This window comes from Flavobacterium granuli, assembly GCF_900129705.1.
Taxonomy (GTDB): domain Bacteria; phylum Bacteroidota; class Bacteroidia; order Flavobacteriales; family Flavobacteriaceae; genus Flavobacterium; species Flavobacterium granuli.
Window position 1 is genome coordinate 35,480 of sequence record NZ_FQWO01000015.1, and the last position, 24,409, is coordinate 59,888.

The following is a 24,409-nucleotide window of genomic DNA, read 5'->3' on the forward strand; positions in this document are numbered from 1 at the left end:
CCGCTATTTGAAATCAAAACTATTTTTGTTGTTTTTTCATTTCTTTTTCAATCATATCGTAGAATTGATCGATTTTTGGTAATACAACGATACGAGTTCTTCTGTTGCGTGCTCTGTTTTCAGCAGAATCATTCGCAACTAAAGGAATGTAAGAACTTCTACCTGCAGCAATCAATTGCTCTGGTTTAACACCTAATTGATTTGTAAGTACACGGATGATAGAAGTGGAACGTTTCACACTTAAATCCCAGTTGTCCAATAGAACTCCGCTTCCGTTCAATGGAACATTGTCAGTATGACCTTCAACCATACATTCAAAATCAGGTTTGTCATTTACTACTTTTGCAACTTTAGCTAATACTCCTTTTGCTTTGTCAGACACTTCATAGCTGCCTGTTTTAAACAATAATTTATCAGCGATGGAGATGAAAACAACTCCTTTTTCTACGTTGATTTCGATATCTGGATCAGAGATTCCAACAGAGCTTTTCAAACTAGAAACTAATGCTAATGTTACACTGTCTTTCTTGGTTAAAGCGTCTTGAAGTCTTGAAATTTTTAAATCTTTCTCTTTTAAGCTTTCTAATGATTTTTCTAAATTTTCAGCACCTTTAGAGGTTAACATTGTCAAATCTTTTGACACATTAATCAATCCTTGATTGTGCTCTTTTAAACCAGCAACAGTAGCAGTAAGTCCCGCTTTTTCTTCTAGGCAAGAATTTAATTTTACAGTTGCGCTATTTAATAAATCTTGAGTTTCTTTGTTACGAGCTTCTAAATCGGCATATTTTTTCTTAGAAACACATGAAGTTAAAAGTGCCAACACAGATAAGGCAATTACAATTTTTTTCATAAATTTAATGTTAGTGTGAATTACAAAGTTAGTTTTTAAAGATTAGATTATACAAATAAATTATGTTAAAATCATTTAACAAAAATCTTGCCACAATTTATATAATAGTTATAAACGATGCTTTTTTGGTTATAGTATTTCTTTGTTTGGAATTGTGCTCTTTTTTTATAAGTGTCTGAAAATAAATTATAAAAAGAGAAATGAGCCTTAAGGATTGCAGTAAAATGAGAGAATTTCCCCTTTGAAATGAATTGGAGTCCGGCAATTCCGTCCAAAATCATTCTTAAAAAGAGTACTTTGTATAGGCTTTCTTTAGGTAAATTTTTAGTCAACATCAATAGCGAATTTCTAAAATTAAGAAAGGTTTTTCTTGGATTTCCTTGTTGCAAGGTTGCTCCGCCCACATGATAAACCACCGATTTGTAATTGTATTTTATTTTATGTCCTTTATTAAATGCGCGCCAGCACAAGTCAATTTCCTCCTGATGTGCAAAAAAATCATCATCAAAACCGTTCAATTCCTTATAAACAGCACTTCGTATAAAAAAGCAAGCCCCCGAAGCCCAAAATATTTCACGGTTGTCATCGTATTGGCCTAAGTCTTTTTCGATAGTATCAAAAATACGCCCTCGGCAATAAGGATAACCATATTTGTCTATAAAACCTCCGGCAGCTCCTGCATATTCAAAATATTGTTTGTTTTTAAAATCCAATATTTTAGGTTGGATGATGGCTATATCTGGTTCCTTGTCAAAAGTTTCAAGAATAGGTCCTAACCAGTTTTGGGTTGCTTCAATATCAGAGTTGATTAAAGCATAGATTTCGGCATCAATGTGTTTCAAGGCTTCATTGTAACCTTGTGCAAAACCAAAATTGCCTTTGTTTTTAACTATTTGAACATTGGGAAAGTGCTTTTCCACAAATGAAACTGAAGTATCTGTAGAGGCGTTATCGGCAACATAAATTGTCGCTTCAGGTGAAAATTGTATGATGGAAGGCAAAAATTGCTCTAATAGTTGAACTCCATTCCAGTTAAGTATGACGACTGCTATTTTTTTCAAGTTTTATTTTTTAGGGGTAAAGTTCGAAAAGATTTTTACTAAAATCACAAAATTTTATAGTACAAAATGAGCTCCCTCAATGTTCGCAAAGCGAAATTATATAGGGAGTTCCATAATTATAAATGGCTGCTAAAATCTGGAAGCTCTCTCAAAAATTCATATTTTTCATTTTCATAATCCATTTGGCAAAAGTAATGATTCAAACCATTGGTAACCATCAAAAATTGAGCATTCAGCGTCATATTATAACGAGCAATTTGGTCGAATGTCGCTTGCGCTATTTTTATTTCGGGAGCCTTGCATTCGATCAAAACAAAAATAGAGCCGTCGGGCTTAAAAACCACTACATCGTATCTTTTTTTCAATCCGTTGACTTTTAATACTTTTTCAACATTAATTAAGGATTTGGGATATTTTTTCTCTTCCATTAAAAACTGAACCACATGCTGACGAACCCATTCTTCGGGTGTGAGAATGATAAATTTTTTCCTGATTTCATCGAAAATGGATACTTTATTTTCGCTATTTTTGAACCGAAAGTTATAAAGTTGGAAATTTAATTTTTGCATGAAGCAAAAGTATTAAATAAGTTTAAAATTTAAAGTTTAAAAGCTTCATTCGAAACAACAAACTTTAAAATTCAAACTTTAAACAAAGAGGAATGGACGAGGTTATCAAAATTGTAAACGATATCAAGGGCGGAAACATCAAACCAATCTATTTTTTGATGGGGGAAGAGCCGTACTATATCGATAAATTATCGGATTATATAGAAGCCAACGTATTGTCAGAGGAAGAAAAAGGATTCAATCAAACCGTTTTGTACGGCAGAGACGTAACTATAGAAGACATTGTTTCTACAGCCAAGCGTTATCCTATGATGGCAGAGCGTCAAGTGGTCATTGTAAAAGAAGCGCAAGACTTAAGCCGTACTATTGATAAACTGGAAACTTATGCCGAAAACCCGATGGCATCAACCGTTTTGGTGTTGTGCTATAAATACAAAACCTTAGACAAGCGTAAAAAAGCTACTAAATTATTAGCTAAAAACGGGGTGGTTTACGAAAGCAAAAAGCTATATGAAAATCAAGTTGGAGATTGGATAAAGCGGGTTTTATCAGCAAAAAAGTATGCAATAGAACCTAAAGCTGCTGCAATGTTGGTTGAATTTTTGGGAACTGATTTGAGTAAGATCAATAACGAATTGGAAAAATTGAAGATTATTTTACCCAAAGGAAGCACCATCAGTCCAAAAGATATTGAGGAAAACATTGGTTTTAGTAAAGATTTCAATGTTTTTGAATTAAGAAAAGCAATCGGGGAGCGCAACCAACTTAAGGCGTACACTATAGCTGAAAATTTTGCCAATAATCCAAAAGAAAATCCAATGGTGGTTACCACCAGTTTGGTTTTTGGCTTTTTTGTTCAATTGCTCAAATACCATGGGTTGAAAGATAAAAATCCGAAAAATGTGGCCGCCGTAATCGGGGTGAATCCGTTTTTCTTGAAAGAATATGATGTGGCACTTAAGAATTATCCGATGCGAAAGGTGAGTCAAATTGTGGCTTCTTTGAGAGAGATTGACGTAAAAAGCAAAGGAGTAGGAGCAAATGCAATGTCAAATGCTGATTTATTAAGAGAAATGCTTTATAATATATTTAATTAGCAGTTTAAATTAACGATATTTGCACTTCTAAATTATACCACAATTATGGGAATGAATAAGAACACCATTTTAGGATGGGCTACTTTTATTATGATATTAATGGGATTACTCTTAATTGGTCTAGGCGCTTTCAGATACAGCGATGTTTCCGGATGGGGATTTGCAGCCGTAGGCGTTGGATTCTTGGCTATTGCCTGGGTTTTCAGTTCTCTGAAGGGGAGAGTTTAAGTACTATTTTAAATGTTGAATTTTAAATTTTAAATAAAAAAATGGCAGACGATAAAAAAGTGATATTTTCAATGTCAAAGTTGAGTAAAACCTACTCAAGCAGTAACAAACAAGTTTTAAAAGACATCTATTTGAGTTTCTTTTACGGAGCAAAGATTGGTATTTTAGGTCTTAATGGTTCAGGAAAATCTTCTTTATTAAGAATTATTGCCGGTGCCGATAAAAATTATCAAGGTGATGTCGTTTTTGCACCCGGATACACAGTGGGTTACTTGGAGCAAGAACCAATTTTGGACGACAGCAAAACAGTGATCGAAATTGTAAAAGAAGGAGTTGCCGAAACTATGGCAGTTTTAGAAGAATATAATAAAATTAACGATTTATTCGGCCTTCCTGAAAACTATGAGGATCCAGATAAAATGGATAAGTTAATGGATCGTCAGGCGCTTTTACAAGATAAAATTGATGCTTTGGGTGCTTGGGAAATTGATACCAAATTAGAAATTGCCATGGATGCTTTGCGTACTCCGGAAGCAGATACGCCAATTAAGAATTTATCAGGTGGAGAACGCCGTCGTGTTGCCTTATGTCGTTTGTTATTGCAACAACCGGACGTTTTGCTTTTGGATGAGCCTACGAATCACTTGGATGCCGAAAGTGTTCTTTGGTTAGAGCAACATCTGGCACAATATGCAGGAACTGTAATTGCGGTAACGCACGATAGGTATTTCTTGGATAATGTGGCGGGTTGGATTTTAGAATTAGACAGAGGAGAAGGTATTCCTTGGAAAGGAAATTACTCTTCTTGGTTGGAACAAAAATCTGGTCGTATGGCGCTAGAAGAGAAAACGGCTTCAAAACGCAGAAAAACATTGGAACGTGAGTTGGACTGGGTTCGTCAAGGTGCCAAAGGACGTCAAACGAAACAAAAAGCGCGTTTGCAGAACTACGACAAACTTTTGAATGAAGACCAAAAACAATTGGACGAAAACCTGGAGATTTACATCCCTAACGGTCCGCGTTTAGGAACCAATGTCATTGAAGCCAAAAATGTTTCAAAAGCTTTTGGAGAGAAATTATTATACGATAATTTGAATTTCAAATTACCACAAGCTGGAATTGTGGGGATTATTGGGCCCAATGGCGCTGGTAAATCGACTATTTTTAAAATGATCATGGGCGAAGAAAAACCAGATAGCGGAGAATTTGCTATCGGGGAAACCGTGAAAATTGCTTATGTGGACCAATCGCATTCCAATATTGATCCGGAAAAATCCATTTGGGAAAATTTCTGTGACGGTCAGGAATTGATTATGATGGGCGGTCGCCAAGTGAATTCTCGCGCTTATTTGAGCCGATTCAATTTTGGCGGAAGCGATCAAAATAAGAAAGTGGCGACACTTTCCGGTGGAGAGCGTAACCGTTTGCATCTTGCGATGACTTTAAAAGAAGAAGGCAACGTTTTGCTATTGGATGAGCCTACCAATGATTTGGATGTGAATACCCTTCGTGCATTAGAAGAAGGATTGGAGAATTTTGCCGGTTGTGCCGTGGTTATTTCACACGACAGATGGTTCTTGGATAGAATTTGTACGCACATCTTGGCTTTTGAAGGAAACTCTGAAGTGTACTATTTCGAAGGTGGTTTCTCTGATTATGAAGAAAACAAAAAGAAACGTTTAGGTGGAGATTTAACTCCAACAAGATTAAAATACAGAAAATTAATCAGAAGTTAATTTTTACTTTTTTTTGAATAATAAAAAGAGGATGTCTAGCAGCATCCTCTTTTTTTATTTCTTTTTTCGGTCGTTATTCATCATTAATAAAACTGCCGTAACTAATCCTATTACGACAAAACCAAAGACAAAAACAATGATTATCGAACCGTTATCCCAATTGTAAAGCGCTATATTTTTCATATTTTCAGTATTTAGAATACCAAAAATAGAAATTCTATTAAGCATAGAACATGATAAAAATCAGTAATTTCGGATTTAGTGTAAAAATTTAGATTCTAAATCGGCAGTAGGGAGTAGGCAGTGTTCTTTTTTTCCATACCATTGGTATCGGTTTTTGGCAACATAATCATAAACAGAATCCGAAAATGCTGTTGGAAATATTTTGAAAACAGTCAACAAACTGTAAAAAGAGCCAAGATCTTGAACTATTTCTAAAACGGCTTCTGATTTACAGGAGTAGGCAATCCCAGGTTCGTAAAGGATAACACTGTCACTTTTTTTGGGGTCAATCCCAATGTGTTTGAGAATCTGTTGTCCCATATCAGATTCGATGGCAGCAAATCTAAAGAGGTCTTTTTTATCGTGTTTAATAATGAATTGCACCGTCGAATTGCACAAATTGCAAATGCCGTCAAAGAGGATTATTTTTTTGTCTTTAGGGAAATCAAGCATTTTTTTAGTTTTAGTTATTACGAGGCATGAAGCAATCGCATTTAGTTTCTTAAGTTGAGTCTGTGCTAGTGTGATTGCTTCGTGCCTCGCAAAGACGCTACTGACTGAACACTGTAATCTGAATACTGATTACTTTTTCTTAACAGCTTCAACCAGTTCTAATTCATCCAAACTTACCTTAGAAGTAAAGACGCCATAATTGACTGTAGCCTTGTTTTTTTCAATGATATCAATACTTCCCACTGCTTTTCCATCGAGCATGCGCACTCTGTCGCCTACCTTTAAAATGTGTTTTGGTTTTTCAATTATCGGTTTGAGTTTCTTTTCTTTCTTTTCTTTTCTGATTTCTTCAACTTGAACAGTTACTTCGGCAATGATTTCTTTCTTCTTTTCAATAATTGCTTTTACCTCCTTTGGAGAAGCTTTCTTGCGTTTTGAATTCTCGATTTCGATAATTTTCAAAAACTCACCAATCAGGTCTTTCTTGTTCTTATTGTTGAAATATTTCTCGGCTATATCTTCAATTTTTTGACCTATGTAAATTGTTTTCTGATTGCTGTCATACAATTCCTGATAGCTTTCCAGTTTTTGCTTGATTTTGACATTGATGGTTTCCATTTTCTTGCCTTCTTCGCGTGCTTTACTTTCTTCTTCTTTCAGCGTTTGCGATGTTTTTTCCATCTTTGAACGCTCTTTTTGAAGGGTGGCAATAGTCTTATCAAAACGTACTTTTCCAACTTCAATTTTCTTTTTGGCGCGATTGATTAGGCTAAACGGAATACCGTTTTTCAAGGCCACCTCAAAGGTAAAGGAACTTCCGGCTTGGCCTAAAACCAGTTTGTACATGGGTTCCAATGATTTTTCATCAAATAACATATTGGCATTGGTCGCAAAAGGGAGTTCGTTAGCCAGAATTTTTAAGTTCGAATAGTGGGTAGTAATAATCCCAAAAGCTTCCCGATGATAGAATTCTTCGAGGAAAATTTCGGCTAGTGCACCACCTAATTCGGGATCAGATCCTGTACCGAATTCGTCAATTAAAAACATGGTTTTGCGGTTGCACTTCTTTAAAAAGTAGTTCATGTTCTTTAGACGATAACTGTAGGTACTTAAATGATTTTCAATAGATTGATTGTCACCAATATCGGTTAGTATCCTGTCGAATAAAAAAGTTTCGGAACGTTCATGCACCGGAATTAACATACCGGATTGCAGCATTAATTGCAGCAAACCGACCGTTTTTAAAGAGATGGTTTTACCACCGGCATTGGGTCCCGAGATCACAATAATTCTGTTTTCCTGACTTAATTCTATGGTTTGCGGATATGTAATTTCCTTTTTTTGTTTGTTGGTCAAATACAAAATAGGATGAAAGGCGTCTCTAAAATAAAGTCGTCTTTCTTCTGTGATTGTAGGCATGATTCCGTTGATGCGATCAGCATATTTAGCTTTGGCGGCAATCACGTCAATATCACTCAGGAAATCCTGATATTGGATTAAAAGTGGTAAAAAAGGACGAATCGCATTTGATAACTGCTTTAAAATTCGGGTGATTTCCTCCTTCTCTTCGTATTCTAAATTACTGAGTTCACGGGAATATCTCAAGGTCGCTTCGGGCTCGATATAAGCGATGCTACCGGTTTTTGAACTTCCTAATATTGTTCCTTTTACCTTACGGCGATACATGGCGAGAACAGCCAAAACGCGGCGATTTTGCACAAAACTTTCTTTGATGTCATCCAGATAACCCAAGCTATTGTATTGGGTCAAAGCGACTCCAAAACTTTGATTCACTTTGCCGCGCACCAGATTAATATCCCTGCGAATATTTAAAAGCTCAGGAGAGGCATTGTCCTTGATTTCTCCGTATTTATCGACTATGGCATCAACAAGCGTAATGATTTCCTTAGTCAATTCTACTTCCGAGGCTCTTGCATTTAGATTTGGATAATAATCCTCAAATTTTTTCAGGAAATTCAATAAAAAATTAACCGTAGAAGACAGGCTTGCAATTTTTCTAAAACTCCCTACTTCAAGAAAACTGTCCTCAATGGCCAGAAACTTAATCTCATGTGTTATGGCATCAAATCCGTGGTTAGGAATCGCATTGTTATTTTGAAAGGATGAGACATATTCAGAGGTTTGCATCAAGGCCTGCATCAAGCTTTCTTTGTCTCTAAAAGGAGTAATTCTTAAGGCTTTGTCTTTTCCAATATCTGTATTGCAAATGGCCGAAATAGTTTCTAGAACGGTTGGAAATTGCAGATCTTGTAAGGTTTTTTCGGTAATGGATATCATTTTATAGACTAAATTGTACGGTGTCAAAGTTACAAAGATTCAAAGTGAAATGCGTTAATTTTTTTAGCGGACTTTGTGAAAAACTTTGCGAACTTTGTGCCAAAATAAATTACATGCATATCAATCTCAATTCGGAATGGCAAAGCATTTTAGCTGAAGAAATCCAGAAAAGTTATTTTATAGAATTAATGGAGACCGTAGATGAGGAATGCGAAAATCATACTTGCTATCCGATAAGAGACTTAATTTTTGCGGCTTTTAACTATTGCAGTTTCCAAGATTTAAAAGTGGTTATAATTGGTCAAGACCCATATCACGGAAAGGGGGAGGCCAATGGTTTGGCTTTTTCTGTCAACAACGACATCCGAATTCCTCCATCATTGCGCAACATTTATCGGGAAATGTGTGATGATCTGGGCATTGTTTTCATGCCAACTTCGGGTAATTTAGAAGGCTGGGCAAAACAAGGTGTTTTACTTTTGAATGCCAGTTTAACCGTAAGAGAAGATAAGCCTAACAGTCATAAACATTTAAACTGGAACCTTTTTACCGATGCCGTAATCCAAAAAATTTCAGATGAAAAAGAGCATGTGGTTTTCTTGCTTTGGGGAAATTTTGCCCATAAAAAAGGGGCGAAGATTGACCGAAGCAAACATTTGGTTTTAGAATCAGGACATCCGTCTCCAATGAGTGCCAACCAAGGAAAATGGTTTGGAAACAAACATTTTAGTAAGACCAACGCCTATTTAAAAACAAATCACAAAACGCCTATTGAGTGGGTTTTGTGATTGTTATAAAATGTAGTCAGTTTGATTTTCTATATTAAAATCAACAGCTATAGTAATGTTAAGTGAATGGAATACTTACTATTCTTTGATGATATCCTCTAAAATAGCCTTGTCAGAACGGTTCGTTATTTTAAGGATAATCTTTTGGTTGGCTGCTGTTTTGCCTTCAATAAAGTATAGTTTCGCGTTTTTTCCAAATTCGGTATCGCTTTTGTCAAAATCTACATCTCCAAATTCCAAGGATTTTTTAATATCAGTGGTATCAACCCATTTTTCGGCTAAAACTTGGGAAGCTTTTTCAGAATATTCAAAAGGTTTATTTCTGATATCATTTAAAACCCTCGAGTTTGGGAAATAATTACAGCGAGTGTCTTTACCTCCAAAAACCATAGCAACAAAAAACAGACCTATTACCAATCCTACTAAATAGTAGGCAAAACGTTGTGCAAATTTCATGAAATTTTTTTGGCAAAGGTAAATGAAACTTTGTTTAAAACACAATTAAATTGATGTCGTTATTGGGTAAGTCAAACCAATCGCCAATGGCTTTATTGGTAAGAATACCGTGGTAGAGGTAAACGCCATTTTTTAAACTCATGTCACATCTGATGGCACTTTCAATTCCGCCATCGTTGGCAATTTGCATCAAATAAGGAGTGATAATATTGCTGATGGACAGCGAAGCTGTTTTTGAATATCGAGAAGGAATATTAGGTACGCAATAATGCAATACATCATTTTTAATAAAGGTAGGTTTCTCATGGGAAGTAACCTCCGAAGTTTCAAAACAACCGCCGGTGTCAATGCTGACATCAACAATTACGGCTCCTTTTTTCATGTTTTCAACCATCGTTTCAGTAACAACAATTGGGCAACGCTCGATACCACGCATGGCTCCAATAGCCACATCGCAACGTCTCAACGCTTTCAATAAGGATTTAGGCTGGATTGTTGACGTAAAAATGCGTTGGTTCAAATTGTTTTGCAAACGCCTTAGTTTGGTAATGGAATTATCAAATACTTTGATGTTGGCTCCGAGACCTATAGCGGTTTTGGCCGCAAATTCGCCTACAGTTCCGGCTCCTATAATCACAACTTCGGTTGGCGGAACGCCGGTGATATTTCCAAATAATAATCCTTTCCCGAACTCATTGGTAATCATCAACTCGGCTGCGATCAATATGGAAGCTGTACCTGCAATCTCGCTTGAGGAGCGCACTGCTGGATAAGTTCCATCAGGATCCTTGATATATTCAAAAGCAAGAGCGGTAATTTTCTTTTTGGTTAAGGCTTCAAAATAGGCTTTTTTCTTGGTCTTTAATTGAATTGACGAAATCAAAATGGCCTGATTATTCATCATTTCAATTTCGGTAAGAGTAGGAGCACCCACTTTTAAAATCATAGGACAGCCAAAAACCTTACGAGTATCGCAGGTAACTTCGGCTCCGGCATCACTGTATTCTTTGTCGGAATAACTCGAGCTAACTCCCGCACCAGACTCAATCATTACGCGATGCCCGTGATACGTCAAGGAGTTCACAGCGTCAGGAGTAAGACAGATGCGTCGTTCCTGATAGCTGGTTTCACTAGGAATTCCTATAAAAAGTTCGCTTTTTTGTCTTTTTACCTCAAGTTTTTCTTCTTGGGGTAACAGCTGAGATTTAGTAAATGGAGTTATTGCTATTGACATTGTAATGATGATAATAAGAAGTAAATTTACGTAAAAAGATTAAAAAACAGCATTTTCTGTCCAGAAATGCTTGCGTAAAATTATTTACACTCTAAATTATTTTTTCCATCTTAATATCGGCTCTTTCATAAATACCTTCTTCCAAGTCTATTTCTTCAAAACCAAACTTCTTATATAAATGAATAGCGGGCTTTAGACTCCTGTTCGAATACAAAATAAGTTTTCCAATTTGCTGTTCTTTAGCCACTTCAATGCAATGCTTGATTAGTTTTTTACCAATTCCCAAGCCCTGAAGTCCATCTGTAACCGCCATTTTACTTAATTCAAATGCAGTCTCCTCGATTTTAATTAAAGACACGGTGCCTACAATTGCATCCTTGTATCGGGCATAAAAAATCATTCCGCCTTTGTCTATTATTTCTTGCTGCGGGTTCGAAAGTACTTTTTCATCTTTGGGTTCTACTCTGAAATATTTTTCAAGCCATTCTATATTCAGGGTTTTTATCGGCTCCTTCAGGTCCGCTGAAAAAGAGACAATGGCAACGTCATTTTCTAAATTCATCACAGTAGTCAGTTAACTTAATTCTAAAGAACGTTTGCCGTCAGCAAGTACCTTGATCGAAATAACCGAATGGGATTCGGGAATCAGGTTTGGGATGTTTTCGGCCCATTCGATAAAGCACCAATTTCCGGAATACAAATAATCATCTGCCCCCATATCGAGCGCTTCAGTTTCATTTTTTAATCTGTAAAAATCAAAATGGTAAACAATTTGATTGTCAATGGTTTGGTATTCATTAACTAAAGAAAAGGTAGGGCTGCTCGTTGCTTCGCTAACCCCCAGAGTCTTACACAATTGTTTTATAAAAGTAGTTTTTCCGGCTCCCATTTCGCCGTGAAAAAGAATCACTTTATTAGGATTTTCTGCTACTACTTGCTGCGCTATATTTTCGATTTCATCTAATGAAAAAATAAATTCCATTCTTTTTTATTATTTTAAATTATGAATTTTAAATTCTAAATTATTCGTGATGGATATCACTATATGTACTTTTTTTCCAAAACTTGAAACATGAAAATTCAAACCTGAAACAAAAATAGCCTACTTCGGACTAAAAATCAAACAAGGAATAATCATTTCTTCGAGTGAAATTCCGCCGTGTTGATAGGTGTTTTTATAATAGCTCACATAATGATTGTAATTGTTGACATAGGCCAAAAACAGATCATTTTTTGCAAAAATATAAGAACTGCTCATATTTATGGCAGGCAACCCAATCTTTTTTGGTTCTTTTACCGCATAAACATCTTTTTGCTCGTAGGTAAGGCTACGCCCTGTTTTATAGCGCAAATTCAAACTGGTGTTTTTGTCTCCCACTACTTTCGAAGGATTTTTTACGTTTATGGTTCCGTGATCGGTGGTTAAAATCAATTTAAAACCCAGTTTTTGAGCTTGTTGGATGATTTCCAGTAAAGGCGAATTCCTAAACCAACTCAGAGTCAACGAGCGATAGGCTTTGTCATCTGAAGCCAGTTCTTTGACTACATCCATTTCGGTTTTGGCATGGGAGAGCATATCCACAAAATTATAGACCACCGTCACCAGATCATTGTCTTTTAAGGACTTGAAGTTTTCAACCAGTTTTTTACCACCGGCAAGATTGGTGATTTTAAAATAGTCCTCTTTGATTTTTAGTCCAAGGCGTTTCAGTTGCGCCGACAAAAATTCTGCTTCATACAGGTTTTTTCCGCCTTCTTCGGGATCGTTTTTCCAATATTGCGGAAACTGTTTTTCCATTTCCACCGGTAGCAAGCCAGAGAAAATGGCATTTCTTGCATATTGGGTGGCTGTAGGCAGAATAGAGTAGTAGGGAACCTCTTTTTCCAATTTATAATAATTAGCCACCACGCTTTCAAAAGATTTCCATTGATCGTAGCGCAGATTATCGATTACGACAAATAAAATAGGTTTGTCCTTTTTTACGATTTCAGGCACCACTAATTCTCTGAATAAGGTATGAGACTGAATGGGTTTATCTGCTTTTGGCAAAAACCAATCTTCATAGTTCCGCTCTATGAATTTTCCAAACTGCGAGTTGGCCTCTACTTTTTGGGATTCCAGAATCTCAATCATGCCCTGATCGTTGATGTTTTCGAGTTTGAGTTCCCAAAAAATCAGTTTCTTATACAATTCAATCCAGTCTTCATAGGAATTGACCATCGCCATATCCATTGCAATTTTTCGGAATTCTTTTTGGTAGTCCAAGGTTGTTTTTTGCGAAACCAGTCGCGAGTGATCCAGATTTTTTTTCAAACTCAGCAAAATCTGGTTTGGATTCACCGGTTTAATCAGGTAATCGGCAATTTTAGAGCCTATGGCTTCTTCCATGATATATTCTTCCTCACTTTTGGTGATCATAATCATCGGAATAGAGCTTTTTTTCTCCTTCATTTCCGAGAGCGTTTCCAGCCCGCTCATGCCCGGCATGTTTTCGTCTAGGAAAACAATATCAAAATTCTCATTTTCAAAAATATCAATCGCATCGCGGCCGTTATTGCAGGTGGTCACGCTGTAATTTTTCTTCTCCAAAAACAAAATATGCGGTTTCAAATAGTCGATTTCATCATCAACCCAAAGTATTTTTATCTTATCCATATAGTCGTGCTACTAGTGTTCCCGTTCCGGGAATCATTCTGCCAATTTACAGCTTTTTGAGGCTTCCACTTGCTAATATTATGATAAATCTTAGTGTTAAAAGCCAAGTATAGAACTCCAAAAATGACTTTTTATTGGCGCTCCGGCCTATCTTTTTTTTGGGCGTGTCCTCCGCCAAAGCTTCGGTCAGGCAGTTCACTGCAAGTCCTCGCCGCTAAAAAGTCGCGACTGTGGGCTCTCCGTTGCCGTCTCTCACGCGGTTGCGAGAAGGAGTAGTATTTATAAGAAGGATTTAGTTTTTAATGTCAATTGTTTACAAATAATGAGGAATTTATATATCAACAAAATGGTAAACTATAACTTATGTTAAATATAAAGCCTATTCGATGATTTGTAATAAAAATATTATTTTATATTTGTTTAGAAAACGATATAGACTAGCGCTAATCTATCCCAAAGGGGGTGTATATCCGCTACTTTATAACGTGTATATACAAGTTAGTGGCAAGCGTAACAGACCGCACAACATAAAACAAGACAACATAAAAAACTAAATTATTATGCTGACAGACATTCACCCAAAGTTGCCAATGCGGGATAAAATTGCAACAAAGGAATTCCCAGCTCTGCAAAGTGTAGCTCGCTGCGCAAATGTCTCCGACTTTGCGCACGCACAATGAGGAAAGTCCCACTGGTGCTCGTTTGAAACGAGTACCTACAGAAAGAAGACAAATCGTAGCGTTTGCAACGCGATTAACAAAGAAATCAGCCTATTTTAGCCATAGTTCAATCAAATTTCTACCAAAAATGACCGCTATTGAAATTCGAAAAATAAGCCTAGACGATCTTGTACCCTTGCAAGAAATTAGCCGTCAAACCTTTCAGGAGACATTTGCAGCTTATAATTCTCCGGAGAATATGAAAAGTTATCTGAAAGAGGCATTATCCATAGAACAGCTCACAGCAGAGCTTGAAGACGAAAATTCAGCCTTTTATTTTGCCTTGCAGAACGAGCAAGTGATTGGCTATTTAAAAATCAATTTTGGAGCGGCACAAACGGAATTAAAAGAAAGTCAGGCACTCGAAATTGAACGCATCTATGTTTCAAAAGAATTTCACGGAAAAAACGTAGGGCAATTGCTGTATGACAAAGCCATCGAAATTGCCAAGCAAAAAGGGTCGGAATATATTTGGCTGGGCGTTTGGGAAAAAAATTCTAGAGCAATACGTTTTTACGAGAAAAATGGCTTCGTGGAGTTTGACAAACACCTTTTCAAATTAGGTGATGACGAGCAAACAGATCTAATGATGAAATTAAAATTAAACCGCTAATACAGCAACAAAATATAGTCTCTCTCCCGGGCGATTGCGCACAGGAGCTAACCAATCATTTTAGCCTTATGAAAATGTCCAAAACAGTCTATCTGGTACTAGCCATACTATTTTTACTCTCTTTTATTGACTCCTTGTTTGATACCGGAGCGACACACAAGCTGTTGCTTTGGGAAGTAAACATCTGGGTGTATCGATTGTCCCGATTGGCGGCAGCCGTACTTTTTATGAAATTCTATTTGGACATGAAAAACGCCGAAAAGCAAACTCTTAAATAAGTATATTTCTCTTGAATGAAGTGGGGTTTTATGATCCAAATGAAAGTCAAAGGCAATTGCTACAGCAACATTCCTTAACCTTCTTCTGATTGTAATTTCGTTAAAAAGGACACTTTTTGGTAACATTCAAATTAAAATATTAGTATAACTTGGCTGCTGGAAAAAAAAAAAAAAAACAGCAGCTAAAATGCAAAAAAAAGAGGATTTAAAAGAGGTCGCCAAACTATTTTTGAAATTGGGGATTATCGGTTTTGGTGGTCCGGCGGCTCATATTGCGATGATGCAACAAGAGGTCGTCGTAAAAAGAAAATGGCTCAGTGAACAGCGTTTTTTGGATTTATTAGGAGCCACTAATTTGATTCCGGGACCCAATAGTACTGAAATGGCTATTCATATTGGCCACGAAAAAGCCGGCTGGAAGGGATTGATTGTGGCCGGACTTTGCTTTATCCTGCCTGCGGTTTTGATTACGGGATTTTTTGCTTTTTTGTACAAGGAATATGGACAGTTACCGGAGCTGCAAGCTTTTTTATACGGTATAAAACCCGCGATTATTGCCATTATTCTGGCCGCTATTTTTCCATTGGCCAAGAAATCCTTAAAAACGGGCTTATTGACGATAATAGGAATTGGGGTTTTGTCCCTTTCGCTGTTGCAAATCAATGAAATTGCACTTCTTTTTGGAGCTGGCTTTGTAGGTTTGTTTTTCAATTCCCTAAAAAAGGGGGAATCGGGAACGGCTAAACTCAATTGGATGCCGCTGGCGTTTTTCCCATTATCGAAAACCACTGTAGTTGCTTCGACCAATTTCAATTTATTCCTGATTTTCCTGAAAATAGGCGCGATTCTTTACGGAAGCGGCTATGTGCTTTTTGCCTTTTTGGACGCAGAATTAGTTGCCAAAGGCTTATTGTCACGATCCGCTTTGATTGACGCTATCGCCGTGGGACAGTTTACACCGGGGCCTGTTTTTTCGTCGGTGACTTTTATAGGTTACCAAATCAATGGAGTATCAGGCGCTTTTTTTTCTACCTTGGCCATATTCTTGCCTTCTTTTCTTTTTGTCGCTTTGCTCAATCCGTTGGTTAAAAAACTTAGGAATTCTGAGCCTTTTTCCGTCTTTCTTGATGCTGTCAATGTAGCTTCGGTGGCGATTATTGTTTCCATCTGTATCCAAATGGGAAAAGACAGTATAACAGATTGGCGCACCATTCTGATTGCTTTAGCGAGTATTTTGATTGCGTTTCAGTATAAAAAAATAAACAGTGCCTTGATTGTTTTGGGCGGTTCCATTGGGGGATATTTATTGTATTTTATATAATTCCGAATCATTTTTCTGTTTGTAATGCTTCTTTTGAATCAAAAAAGCTGGCCTTGAAGCAGTTTTTAGTGACTTGTGACCATAAAAAAGCCGCTAAGTAAAAATACTCAGCGGCTTTCGAACCTAATCAACCAAATTTAATTCTACTTAAAGAACTAAGCTATTGCCATCCGCCTCCAAGGGCTCTGTATAATTGGATGATGGCTTTGTATTGTTGGAATTTATTATCTACTAAACTCAATTCGGCATTCAAAGCGTCATTTTTAGAAGTTAAAACCTCTAAATAATTGGCTAAACCATAAGTCAATAATTCATCTGAAAACTCAGAAGCTTTTACAAGAGCATCTACTTGTTTCTCGCGAACTTTGATTTTATAGGTTTCATTGTTGTATTGCGCTAAAGCATCAGATACTTCTTTACCGGCCGTAAGCAAGGATTGCTCAAACTGTAAATAAGCTTTTTCCTGATTGGTTTTGGCTATTTCATATTTGGTTTTCACTTGTCTTTGATTGAATATCGGCTGGGTCAGACCAGTGATGATATTGGCAAAAATCGAATTGGCACTGAACCATTCTTTCAAATCAATACTTTGAAGTCCGCCTGTCGCTGTTACTTTTAGCGTTGGATAAAAGCCACTTTTGGCCACATTGGTCATTTCAAAATTAGTGATCAAATTGTATTCTGCGGCAATAACATCGGGTCTGTTTCTCAATAAATGGGCAGGAACTCCCAATGTTATGTTGGGTTGCATCGTTTGTGATTCAAAAGTGCTACGAGCGATCTTAGCTGATGGCTCTCCTAAAAGGACACTCATTGTATTTTCTAAGAAAATAATGTTGTTTTTTAGATCGGCAATAATGATTTCGGTGGCATATTTTTGCGCTTCGGTTTGTTTTACTCCTACTTCGGTCACATTTCCGGCATCTTTCAAAGCCAAGATTGTTTCGACACTTTGATTTCTGTTTATCAACGTTTTCTCGGCTACTTTTATTTGAGCATCTACCGAAAGCAATTGGTAATAAGTCGTGGCAATCGTAGCAATCAATTGCGTTTTTATCGCTTGATTTACTGCCGTTGTTTGTAGATAAGATGCATTGGCAGCACGCTTATTACTTCTTATTTTGCCCCAGATATCCGCTTCCCAAGATAAAGTACCTGTCATCTGAAACTGGTCAGTACTGCGATCTTTCAACAAGGCACCAAACTGACTGTTTTTGGAAAGTTCCTGATGCGTCCAGTCGGCTCCAGCGGAAAGAGTAGGGAAGTAGCCCGCCTTTCCTTGCTTCATCGTAGCTTCTGCTGCAGCGAGGTTTTGCATCGCAATTCGGATATCCAAATTGTTTTGCAATCCTTTCTGGATGTAGCCCTGCAAAACAGGATCTGTAAAGATCTTGTCCCAAGATACATTGGCCAATGAAGTAGTGTCTGTGGTCACTACTTCATTTCGGTATAAATTCTCTGTTTTTAGCTCCGGACGCTTGTAGTCTTTGGCGACAAAACACGATTGCATCAGTGTTGCCGTGACAGTCAATAGTGCGACTCTGTATATTTTATTTTTCATTTTCTTCGTCTAAAAGTATTACATCAGCTTCTTTATCATCAAATGGTTTTCCGGAAATTCTTTCCTGTAATCCTTGGAATATTACGAACAATATTGGAATCACAAACACTCCAAAAACAGTTCCTACTAACATTCCTCCAACAGCTCCCATACCGATAGAACGGTTTCCTACAGCACCAACTCCTGAGGCCAATGCCAATGGCATCAATCCGAAGATGAAGGCTAATGAGGTCATCAAAATAGGACGTAAACGGGCTTTTGCCCCTTCAATGGCAGCGGCCGTAAGATCCATTCCGTGTCGGCGCCTTTGTATGGCAAACTCCACAATCAGAATGGCATTTTTGGCCAGTAGTCCTATCAGCATGATCAGGGCAACCTGGAAATAAATATTGTTTTCTAGTCCTGCCAATTTCACAAAACCAATAGCTCCGGCTATACCCACAGGAAGCGAAAGTAATACCGAAAGTGGCACTAAATAACTTTCATACTGCGCACTCAACAAGAAATAAACAAATATTAAACTCAATAAGAACACTCCGATAGCTTGATTTCCAGCCAAAATTTCCTCACGTGTCATTCCTGAAAATTCGTAAGTATAACTTTTAGGTAAATGCTGAGCTGCTACTTCCTGAACCGCCTTGATCGCATCACCGGAACTGTAACCCGGTTTAGCTTTACCATTGACGTTTACCGCTTTCAGCATGTTGAATCGCGCTACTGCTTCTGGACCATAAATTCTTTTGAAATCAACAAATTGGCTGATTGCCACTTTTTGTCCTGAGGCATTTTTGACATAAATAGAATTAATAGATTCCAGATTAGCACGGTCTGACGCTTTGGCTTGAATCATTACGCGGTATTGTTTCCCGAATTTGTTGAAATCCGTAGTGTACAATCCACCATAATAACCTTGCATCGTATTGAAAATATCTGTTACAGACACTCCGGCATCTTTGGCCCTTTCCACGTTAATATCCATTTGATATTGCGGGAAAGAAGGGTTGAAGTTGGTCATCGCGTATTGAATTTCAGGTCTTTTCATTAATTCCCCTAAAAATTCATTCGATACTTTACTCACTGTAGCCCAATCATCGTCCCCTTTATCCTGGATTTTTAGTTCAAAACCATCTGCTGCACCAAAACCTTGCACACTTGGAGGCGTAAAGAACAATGCTCTGGCATCTTTAAAATGCGCTGTTCTACCAAATAATTCGCCCACTACGGCATCAACCGATTGGTTGGCTTCTTTACGTTCTTTCCAGTCTTTTAATTTAATTACCGTAAAGGCATAAGAACCTCCGTTTACGCCGTTTAACAAACTGAAACCTACCACGCTCATTCTGGCTTCAACAATATCCATCGATGCTAAAATAGAATCCAATTCATTGACCGCTTTCTGTGTTTTCTCCAAGGTTGTTCCCGGAGGAAGTGTCAAATCGGCCATGATAATTCCCCTGTCCTCATTAGGAATAAATCCGGAAGGAGTCGTTTGAAACAAAAAGAAAGTGATTCCTGAAAAAACGATTAAAGCTGTAACGGTAATCCATTTTTTTCTGGCCAAAAAACCAAGAGATTTCACATATCTGTTATTCATTCGATCAAAACTAGTATTGAAAGCAATGAAGAATCTCTCTTTAAAGTTTTTCTTATGATGTTCAGAATCAGTATGCGGCTTTAAAAATAAAGCACATAAAGCCGGGCTCAAAGTCAATGCATTTACTGCCGAGATCAAAATGGCAATGGCTAATGTTATCGCAAACTGTTGGTAAAAAACGCCCGAAGGTCCGCTCAAGAAAGATACCGGAATAAATACCGCTGCCATTACCAAGGTAATCGAAATAATTGCTCCGGTAATTTCGCTCATGGCTGAAATAGTAGCTTCTTTTCCTGATTTGGCTCCCTCATCGAGCTTGGCATGAACCGCCTCGACGACGACAATGGCATCATCGACAACAATACCAATCGCGAGAATCATCGCAAATAAGGTTAACATATTAATCGAAAAGCCAAATATCTGCAAGAAGAAAAAAGTTCCTATAATCGCTACAGGTACCGCAATAGCTGGGATTAATGTCGATCTAAAATCCTGCAAGAATAAATAGACTACAAGGAATACCAATAAAAAGGCTTCAATTAATGTAGAAATCACCTTATCTATAGACGCATCTAAAAAAGTTTTAGTATTGTAAGGAATAACATAATCTACTCCTTCGGGGAAATTAGGTTTTGTTTCATTCAGAATACTTACAACTTCGGTAATGATATCTTGTGCATTGGAACCAGAAGTTTGAAACACCCCAACAGCAACACCTTGTTTACCCATGGCGATATTCTTAGTTCCATAATTGAAACCACCTAATTCTACCGTGGCAACATCTTTAAGTCTTAAGAAATTTCCGTTTCCAGTGGCTTTGATAATGATGTTTTCATAGTCTTTTGTTTCAGAAAGGCGTCCTTTATATTTGATTACATATTCGTAAACTCCTTCAGCATTTTCTCCAAATTTACCCGGAGCTGCTTCTACGTTTTGTTCTTGTAATGCCGTTTGAATGTCTTTTGGAGAGAGATTGTAACTGGCCATTTTTGCCGGATCAATCCAAATTCTCATCGAGTAATCTTTGGCTCCAAAAACGTTTACCTGTCCAACACCTTTTACACGCTGTAACTTGGGTACCAAGTTTATTTTGGCATAATTCTGAATATAGGTTTCATCAAAATTATCATTATTGGAATACAAAGCAAAAAACATCAACGCACTCGTTTGACTTTTAAGGGTTGTAACTCCCGTTTGTACTACCGCCTGAGGCAGCTTTGATGTTGCTCTGGAAACTCTGTTTTGAACGTTTACTGCGGCAATATCAGGATCTACACCCAATTCAAAGTAAACGGAAATTTTTGCTGAACCATCATTAGCGGCAGAAGAAGTCATATACGTCATTCCTTCCACACCGTTGATTTCTTCTTCCAGTGGAATAACGACACTGTTAAGAACCGTTTCGGCATTTGCTCCTGTATAAGTAGCCGTTACCTGAACTGTTGGCGGCGCTATTTCGGGATATTGTTCTACGGGTAATGACATCAATCCTAAAATACCCAAAATGGTGATTAAGATCGAGATTACGGTCGAGAGAACAGGTCTCTCTATAAAGGTTTTTAACATCTTGAGTATTATTTTTTAGCGGGTGTACTATTTGTTTTTACCGAATCTATCGCGGCGGCAGCACTCTTTTCTGAGATATTGCTTTTAGCTTGCTGTGGAACTATTTCCATATCGTCTTTTAGTTTTGAAGCGCCTTCAACCACAACAACTTCTCCTTCTGAAAGTCCGCTTGTTACAATAAAATTCAAATCAGAAGTTCCATTGGTTTCAATGATTCTTGATTTTACTTTATTCCCTTTTTCAACCACATAAATGATTTGTTTTCCTTGTACTTCAAAAACAGCATTTTGAGGCACTAGAATTACGTTAGTTTGAATAATTGGCAAACGAACAATTCCGCTGCTTCCGCTTCTTAAAATTCCCTGTGGATTTTGAAATTCAGCTCTAAAATCAGTAGTTCCTGTTGCGGCATTCACTAAACCGTTTATGGTTGTAATTTTTCCTTTTTGATCGTATTCAGAACCGTCTACTAAAAGCAATGAAACTTCAGGAACCGACTTTAATTTTTCGGCTGCGTTTGCTCCTTTAAAAGTCTTGTTGAATAAAAGCAATTGTTTTTCGTTCATCGAGAAATATGCGCGTACGATTCTTGTATCTGAAACCGTAGTCAAAGGCTCTTGATTTGCAGCACTTACTAAACTTCCTTCTTTGAATGGTAGGCTTCCTATGGTTCCGCTGGCAGGAGAATAAATTGTCCCGTAGCCAATATTTGCTGCAATACTACCGTAAGCACTTTTAGCTTGGGCTAATTTTGCTTTAGCTGTTTCCAGTTGAACTGTACTGATGATTTTTCGATCTACAAGAGGCTTTAATCGATCGACTTCTACTTGAGCAGCTTGAACCATCGCTTTGGCCGCAGCCGCATCCTGATTTAAAGCTTGTGTTTCTAATTTAAAAAGTATTTGTCCTTTTTTTACTACCTGACCTTCATCAACATAAATTTTTTGGATAAAACCATTCACTTTAGGACGAATTTCAACATTTTGCTGTCCTTCAATATTAGCGGTATATTCCTGATATACTGTGGCGTCATTAGTGGTTATTGTTTGCACTGGAAAAGGCACCGGTCCTTGTGGTGGTGCTTGTTGTTCTTTTTTTCCACAAGAGGAAATGATAAGCAAAACTGCTAATATTGGAAATAATTTTTTCTTCATTTTTATTTAATTTGATTATGGATTATTTATTTTATGCTTTCTATGTCTTTGAATTCAGAAATGGTTTTCATAATGAGTTCTTCTACCTGTTCAATATGGGATTTGTAAAACTTAATATTTTTTAAATTTGTTTTTTCCTCCGCACATGAAATTGTTCGTTCTCGGTAGGTAATCATCTTATCAATTATTTGCTGCTCCCATTTTATCATTTTTAAATAATTGGCCAAGCGATTGCTTAGAGGAGCGGCTCTGTAATACTTTTTCCTATCTCCCAGAACTGTGAAATAGGTAATTTTTTCCATCTTGAGCAGTAAATTCAGATTTGTTGAAATAGAACTTTTGCTGGCGCCTAACTTTTCTATTAAGCTTTCAAATGTCAAGCCGGATCTACAACCATCTATAATTATAACGCCAAGGATTCTTGCGGCAAGCGGCGGAATATCAAATGTAGACTCAAAATGAACACCGAACATTTCGATGATTTCTTCTCTATCTTTTTCTGCTGTATCCATTATTTTTTTTGCAAAGATACACTTAGTTCGTAGAATACCGAACTAAACGAACTTATTTTTTTGTTAATTAAAATTAGAAAAAAAAAAGGAGCAAATCGCAGACTCATTTTAAAATAGAATTGAAACAGAAAAAGTTTAATTTAACTATATTTGTTCCCCTAAAATAAAGTTATAGTGAGTCAAATCAATAAGCTAAAAATATTTAATGATCCTATCTATGGGTTTATTAGCATTCCCAATGCCTTAATATACGACCTGATACAGCATCCTTATTTTCAAAGACTCCGTAGGATTTCTCAAATGGGTTTATCCTATTTGGTCTATCCGGGAGCCAATCATACCCGCTTTCATCATGCTTTGGGATGTATGCATCTGATGCAAAAGGCCGTTGATGTATTGCGTTTTAAAGGGGTTTCTATTTCTGAAGAGGAGGAAAATGCCTTGTATATTGCCATTTTATTGCACGATATAGGTCACGGACCATTCTCACATGCGATGGAAAGGAGCATAGTAGAAGACGTACATCATGAAGCTATTTCGCTTTTATTCATGAATCAATTGAATATTGAATTCAATGGTAAGTTAGATTTGGCCATTCAGGTTTTTGAGGGTGATTACCATCGAAAATTCATGCTGCAATTGATTTCGAGTCAACTCGATATGGATCGGATGGATTATTTAAAACGCGATAGCTTTTATTCGGGCGTGGCCGAAGGAAATGTAAATTCGGAACGACTGATTCAAATGATGAATGTGGTCGATGATGTGTTGGTTATTGAAGAAAAGGGAATTTATTCGGTTGAAAAATTCCTGATGTCGAGACGTTTGATGTACTGGCAGGCTTATCTGCATAAAACCAGTTTGGTGGCAGAGCAAATCTTGACTAAAATCTTAAAAAGAGCCAAAGAACTAACTTTAAAAGGCGTGGTTTTGCCGTGCAGCGAACCCTTGCGCTTTTTTTTGCAAAACAAAGTGACCTTAGCTATTTTTGATGCTTCTACCTTAGATTTGTTTTCGCAATTGGACGATTTTGATATTATAAGTGCCTTAAAAGCTTGGCAGCGCCATGACGATTTTATTTTGTCTTCTTTGAGTAATATGATTATCAATCGAGATTTATTAAAAATAAAATTAACCAGCGAAAAAGTTCAAATTGAAGATTTACAACCTTTAAAAGAGCGTTTTGCATTAGAGAATAATATTAGTTTACAGGAAACCAATTATTTTATATTTAGAGGGAAAATAAAAAATCAAGCCTATAGTAAGGAAGCAGAGCCGATACGAATTTTGAAAAAAGATAGGACTGTCGAGGATGTAATTGAATCTTCGGATCAGTTGAATTTAAAATCATTATCAAAATCGGTCACTAAGTATTACATCTGTTTCCCAAAACAACTTGTGGAAATGGACATTTAAAATCTATTTTTTTTATATTTTTGT

At 37.0% G+C, this 24,409-nt stretch carries 23 protein-coding genes; 8 read left to right on the plus strand and 15 right to left on the minus strand.

Annotated features, from left to right (window positions below; all coding sequences use genetic code 11):
• Positions 1-19 precede the first annotated feature (19 nt).
• From BUB25_RS15375 to BUB25_RS15385, 3 genes are all read right to left on the minus strand, one after another.
• Positions 20-853 carry an OmpA/MotB family protein gene (locus BUB25_RS15375; RefSeq protein WP_072945895.1) on the minus strand — a complete coding sequence of 278 codons (834 nt, stop codon included), beginning with the start codon at positions 851-853 and terminating at the stop codon, positions 20-22.
• A 71-nt stretch (positions 854-924) separates the two neighbouring features.
• A complete protein-coding gene (locus BUB25_RS15380; RefSeq protein ID WP_072945896.1) occupies positions 925-1,914 on the minus strand; it encodes a glycosyltransferase family 2 protein in 990 nt (329 codons plus the stop codon).
• Between the two features lie 116 nt (positions 1,915-2,030).
• Positions 2,031-2,483, minus strand: a complete 453-nt coding sequence (locus BUB25_RS15385) for a type I restriction enzyme HsdR N-terminal domain-containing protein (protein ID WP_072945898.1) — start codon at positions 2,481-2,483, stop codon at positions 2,031-2,033.
• Positions 2,484-2,575: 92 nt separating this feature from the next.
• Between BUB25_RS15385 and holA the strand changes: the two genes are divergently transcribed.
• From holA to ettA, 3 genes are read left to right on the plus strand one after another with little or no spacing between them, the layout of a single operon-like run.
• Positions 2,576-3,580 (plus strand): DNA polymerase III subunit delta, encoded by a 1,005-nt coding sequence (gene holA / locus BUB25_RS15390; RefSeq protein ID WP_072945900.1) that lies wholly within the window; start codon positions 2,576-2,578, stop codon positions 3,578-3,580.
• Positions 3,581-3,625: 45 nt separating this feature from the next.
• Complete coding sequence (locus BUB25_RS15395; RefSeq protein ID WP_072945902.1) at positions 3,626-3,808, plus strand: CAL67264 family membrane protein; 183 nt, start codon at positions 3,626-3,628, stop codon at positions 3,806-3,808.
• Between the two features lie 41 nt (positions 3,809-3,849).
• Positions 3,850-5,544, plus strand: coding sequence for an energy-dependent translational throttle protein EttA (gene ettA, locus BUB25_RS15400; RefSeq protein ID WP_072945904.1), 1,695 nt, complete (start codon positions 3,850-3,852; stop codon positions 5,542-5,544).
• A gap of 54 nt (positions 5,545-5,598) precedes the next feature.
• Here the strand turns inward: ettA and BUB25_RS16820 are convergent, their stop codons facing one another.
• The 3 genes from BUB25_RS16820 to BUB25_RS15410 form a co-directional block, all read right to left on the minus strand.
• A complete protein-coding gene (locus tag BUB25_RS16820) occupies positions 5,599-5,727 on the minus strand; it encodes a hypothetical protein (RefSeq protein ID WP_262496854.1) in 129 nt (42 codons plus the stop codon).
• Positions 5,728-5,802: 75 nt separating this feature from the next.
• Positions 5,803-6,219 (minus strand): thiol-disulfide oxidoreductase DCC family protein, encoded by a 417-nt coding sequence (locus tag BUB25_RS15405; RefSeq protein ID WP_072945906.1) that lies wholly within the window; start codon positions 6,217-6,219, stop codon positions 5,803-5,805.
• Positions 6,220-6,348: 129 nt separating this feature from the next.
• A complete protein-coding gene (locus BUB25_RS15410; protein ID WP_072945907.1) occupies positions 6,349-8,517 on the minus strand; it encodes an endonuclease MutS2 in 2,169 nt (722 codons plus the stop codon).
• A gap of 113 nt (positions 8,518-8,630) precedes the next feature.
• Here BUB25_RS15410 and BUB25_RS15415 point away from each other — a divergent pair, with 113 nt between their 5' ends.
• Positions 8,631-9,305 carry a uracil-DNA glycosylase gene (locus BUB25_RS15415; RefSeq protein WP_072945909.1) on the plus strand — a complete coding sequence of 225 codons (675 nt, stop codon included), beginning with the start codon at positions 8,631-8,633 and terminating at the stop codon, positions 9,303-9,305.
• Positions 9,306-9,383: 78 nt separating this feature from the next.
• On the opposite strand, the gene BUB25_RS15420 is transcribed toward BUB25_RS15415, so the two are convergent.
• From BUB25_RS15420 to porX, 5 genes are all read right to left on the minus strand, one after another.
• The gene (locus BUB25_RS15420) at positions 9,384-9,761 is read right to left on the minus strand and encodes a DUF4258 domain-containing protein (RefSeq protein WP_072945911.1); all 378 of its coding nucleotides are present in this window, start codon (positions 9,759-9,761) and stop codon (positions 9,384-9,386) included.
• A gap of 34 nt (positions 9,762-9,795) precedes the next feature.
• Positions 9,796-10,995, minus strand: coding sequence for an alanine dehydrogenase (locus BUB25_RS15425; RefSeq protein WP_072945912.1), 1,200 nt, complete (start codon positions 10,993-10,995; stop codon positions 9,796-9,798).
• 91 nt (positions 10,996-11,086) lie between these two features.
• Positions 11,087-11,557, minus strand: a complete 471-nt coding sequence (locus tag BUB25_RS15430) for a GNAT family N-acetyltransferase (protein ID WP_072945914.1) — start codon at positions 11,555-11,557, stop codon at positions 11,087-11,089.
• Between the two features lie 12 nt (positions 11,558-11,569).
• Entirely contained in the window at positions 11,570-11,977 is a 408-nt protein-coding gene (gene tsaE, locus BUB25_RS15435) for a tRNA (adenosine(37)-N6)-threonylcarbamoyltransferase complex ATPase subunit type 1 TsaE (RefSeq protein WP_072945916.1), read from the minus strand.
• 120 nt (positions 11,978-12,097) lie between these two features.
• Positions 12,098-13,651 carry a T9SS response regulator signal transducer PorX gene (gene porX, locus BUB25_RS15440; protein WP_072945918.1) on the minus strand — a complete coding sequence of 518 codons (1,554 nt, stop codon included), beginning with the start codon at positions 13,649-13,651 and terminating at the stop codon, positions 12,098-12,100.
• An 807-nt stretch (positions 13,652-14,458) separates the two neighbouring features.
• Here porX and BUB25_RS15445 point away from each other — a divergent pair.
• The 3 genes from BUB25_RS15445 to chrA all read left to right on the plus strand — a co-directional run bounded on the left by BUB25_RS15445 (position 14,459) and on the right by chrA (position 16,582).
• Complete coding sequence (locus tag BUB25_RS15445; RefSeq protein ID WP_072945953.1) at positions 14,459-14,983, plus strand: GNAT family N-acetyltransferase; 525 nt, start codon at positions 14,459-14,461, stop codon at positions 14,981-14,983.
• Positions 14,984-15,051: 68 nt separating this feature from the next.
• Complete coding sequence (locus BUB25_RS16515) at positions 15,052-15,261, plus strand: hypothetical protein (RefSeq protein WP_139256921.1); 210 nt, start codon at positions 15,052-15,054, stop codon at positions 15,259-15,261.
• Positions 15,262-15,448: 187 nt separating this feature from the next.
• Positions 15,449-16,582, plus strand: a complete 1,134-nt coding sequence (chrA, locus tag BUB25_RS15455; protein ID WP_072945922.1) for a chromate efflux transporter — start codon at positions 15,449-15,451, stop codon at positions 16,580-16,582.
• A gap of 160 nt (positions 16,583-16,742) precedes the next feature.
• Here the strand turns inward: chrA and BUB25_RS15460 are convergent, their stop codons facing one another.
• Genes BUB25_RS15460 through BUB25_RS15475 form a run of 4 tightly spaced genes read right to left on the minus strand, consistent with a single transcriptional unit; the run spans position 16,743 to position 22,969 of the window.
• Positions 16,743-18,143, minus strand: coding sequence for an efflux transporter outer membrane subunit (locus BUB25_RS15460; protein ID WP_072945924.1), 1,401 nt, complete (start codon positions 18,141-18,143; stop codon positions 16,743-16,745).
• A complete protein-coding gene (locus BUB25_RS15465; protein ID WP_072945926.1) occupies positions 18,133-21,303 on the minus strand; it encodes an efflux RND transporter permease subunit in 3,171 nt (1,056 codons plus the stop codon). Before BUB25_RS15465 ends, BUB25_RS15460 begins: the two co-directional genes overlap by 11 nt.
• Positions 21,304-21,311: 8 nt before the next feature.
• Positions 21,312-22,457 carry an efflux RND transporter periplasmic adaptor subunit gene (locus tag BUB25_RS15470; RefSeq protein WP_072945928.1) on the minus strand — a complete coding sequence of 382 codons (1,146 nt, stop codon included), beginning with the start codon at positions 22,455-22,457 and terminating at the stop codon, positions 21,312-21,314.
• Between the two features lie 26 nt (positions 22,458-22,483).
• A complete protein-coding gene (locus tag BUB25_RS15475) occupies positions 22,484-22,969 on the minus strand; it encodes a GbsR/MarR family transcriptional regulator (RefSeq protein ID WP_072945930.1) in 486 nt (161 codons plus the stop codon).
• 174 nt (positions 22,970-23,143) lie between these two features.
• Between BUB25_RS15475 and BUB25_RS15480 the strand changes: the two genes are divergently transcribed.
• Positions 23,144-24,385 (plus strand): HD domain-containing protein, encoded by a 1,242-nt coding sequence (locus BUB25_RS15480; RefSeq protein ID WP_072945932.1) that lies wholly within the window; start codon positions 23,144-23,146, stop codon positions 24,383-24,385.
• The last annotated feature ends 24 nt before the right edge of the window (positions 24,386-24,409 follow it).

What these genes read in the sequence shown, in the direction of transcription:
- BUB25_RS15430 (WP_072945914.1), bottom strand. Translation starts at nt 11,557, where the DNA reads ATGAATTTAGAAAATGACGTTGCCATTGTCTCTTTTTCAGCGGACCTG.
- BUB25_RS15460 (WP_072945924.1), bottom strand. Translation starts at nt 18,143, where the DNA reads ATGAAAAATAAAATATACAGAGTCGCACTATTGACTGTCACGGCAACA.
- BUB25_RS15425 (WP_072945912.1), bottom strand. Translation starts at nt 10,995, where the DNA reads ATGTCAATAGCAATAACTCCATTTACTAAATCTCAGCTGTTACCCCAA.
- BUB25_RS15470 (WP_072945928.1), bottom strand. Translation starts at nt 22,457, where the DNA reads ATGAAGAAAAAATTATTTCCAATATTAGCAGTTTTGCTTATCATTTCC.
- porX (WP_072945918.1), bottom strand. Translation starts at nt 13,651, where the DNA reads ATGGATAAGATAAAAATACTTTGGGTTGATGATGAAATCGACTATTTG.
- holA (WP_072945900.1), top strand. Translation starts at nt 2,576, where the DNA reads ATGGACGAGGTTATCAAAATTGTAAACGATATCAAGGGCGGAAACATC.
- BUB25_RS16515 (WP_139256921.1), top strand. Translation starts at nt 15,052, where the DNA reads ATGAAAATGTCCAAAACAGTCTATCTGGTACTAGCCATACTATTTTTA.
- ettA (WP_072945904.1), top strand. Translation starts at nt 3,850, where the DNA reads ATGGCAGACGATAAAAAAGTGATATTTTCAATGTCAAAGTTGAGTAAA.
- chrA (WP_072945922.1), top strand. Translation starts at nt 15,449, where the DNA reads ATGCAAAAAAAAGAGGATTTAAAAGAGGTCGCCAAACTATTTTTGAAA.
- BUB25_RS15475 (WP_072945930.1), bottom strand. Translation starts at nt 22,969, where the DNA reads ATGGATACAGCAGAAAAAGATAGAGAAGAAATCATCGAAATGTTCGGT.
- tsaE (WP_072945916.1), bottom strand. Translation starts at nt 11,977, where the DNA reads ATGGAATTTATTTTTTCATTAGATGAAATCGAAAATATAGCGCAGCAA.
- BUB25_RS15420 (WP_072945911.1), bottom strand. Translation starts at nt 9,761, where the DNA reads ATGAAATTTGCACAACGTTTTGCCTACTATTTAGTAGGATTGGTAATA.
- BUB25_RS16820 (WP_262496854.1), bottom strand. Translation starts at nt 5,727, where the DNA reads ATGAAAAATATAGCGCTTTACAATTGGGATAACGGTTCGATAATCATT.
- BUB25_RS15395 (WP_072945902.1), top strand. Translation starts at nt 3,626, where the DNA reads ATGGGAATGAATAAGAACACCATTTTAGGATGGGCTACTTTTATTATG.
- BUB25_RS15385 (WP_072945898.1), bottom strand. Translation starts at nt 2,483, where the DNA reads ATGCAAAAATTAAATTTCCAACTTTATAACTTTCGGTTCAAAAATAGC.
- BUB25_RS15445 (WP_072945953.1), top strand. Translation starts at nt 14,459, where the DNA reads ATGACCGCTATTGAAATTCGAAAAATAAGCCTAGACGATCTTGTACCC.
- BUB25_RS15410 (WP_072945907.1), bottom strand. Translation starts at nt 8,517, where the DNA reads ATGATATCCATTACCGAAAAAACCTTACAAGATCTGCAATTTCCAACC.
- BUB25_RS15405 (WP_072945906.1), bottom strand. Translation starts at nt 6,219, where the DNA reads ATGCTTGATTTCCCTAAAGACAAAAAAATAATCCTCTTTGACGGCATT.
- BUB25_RS15375 (WP_072945895.1), bottom strand. Translation starts at nt 853, where the DNA reads ATGAAAAAAATTGTAATTGCCTTATCTGTGTTGGCACTTTTAACTTCA.
- BUB25_RS15465 (WP_072945926.1), bottom strand. Translation starts at nt 21,303, where the DNA reads ATGTTAAAAACCTTTATAGAGAGACCTGTTCTCTCGACCGTAATCTCG.
- BUB25_RS15415 (WP_072945909.1), top strand. Translation starts at nt 8,631, where the DNA reads ATGCATATCAATCTCAATTCGGAATGGCAAAGCATTTTAGCTGAAGAA.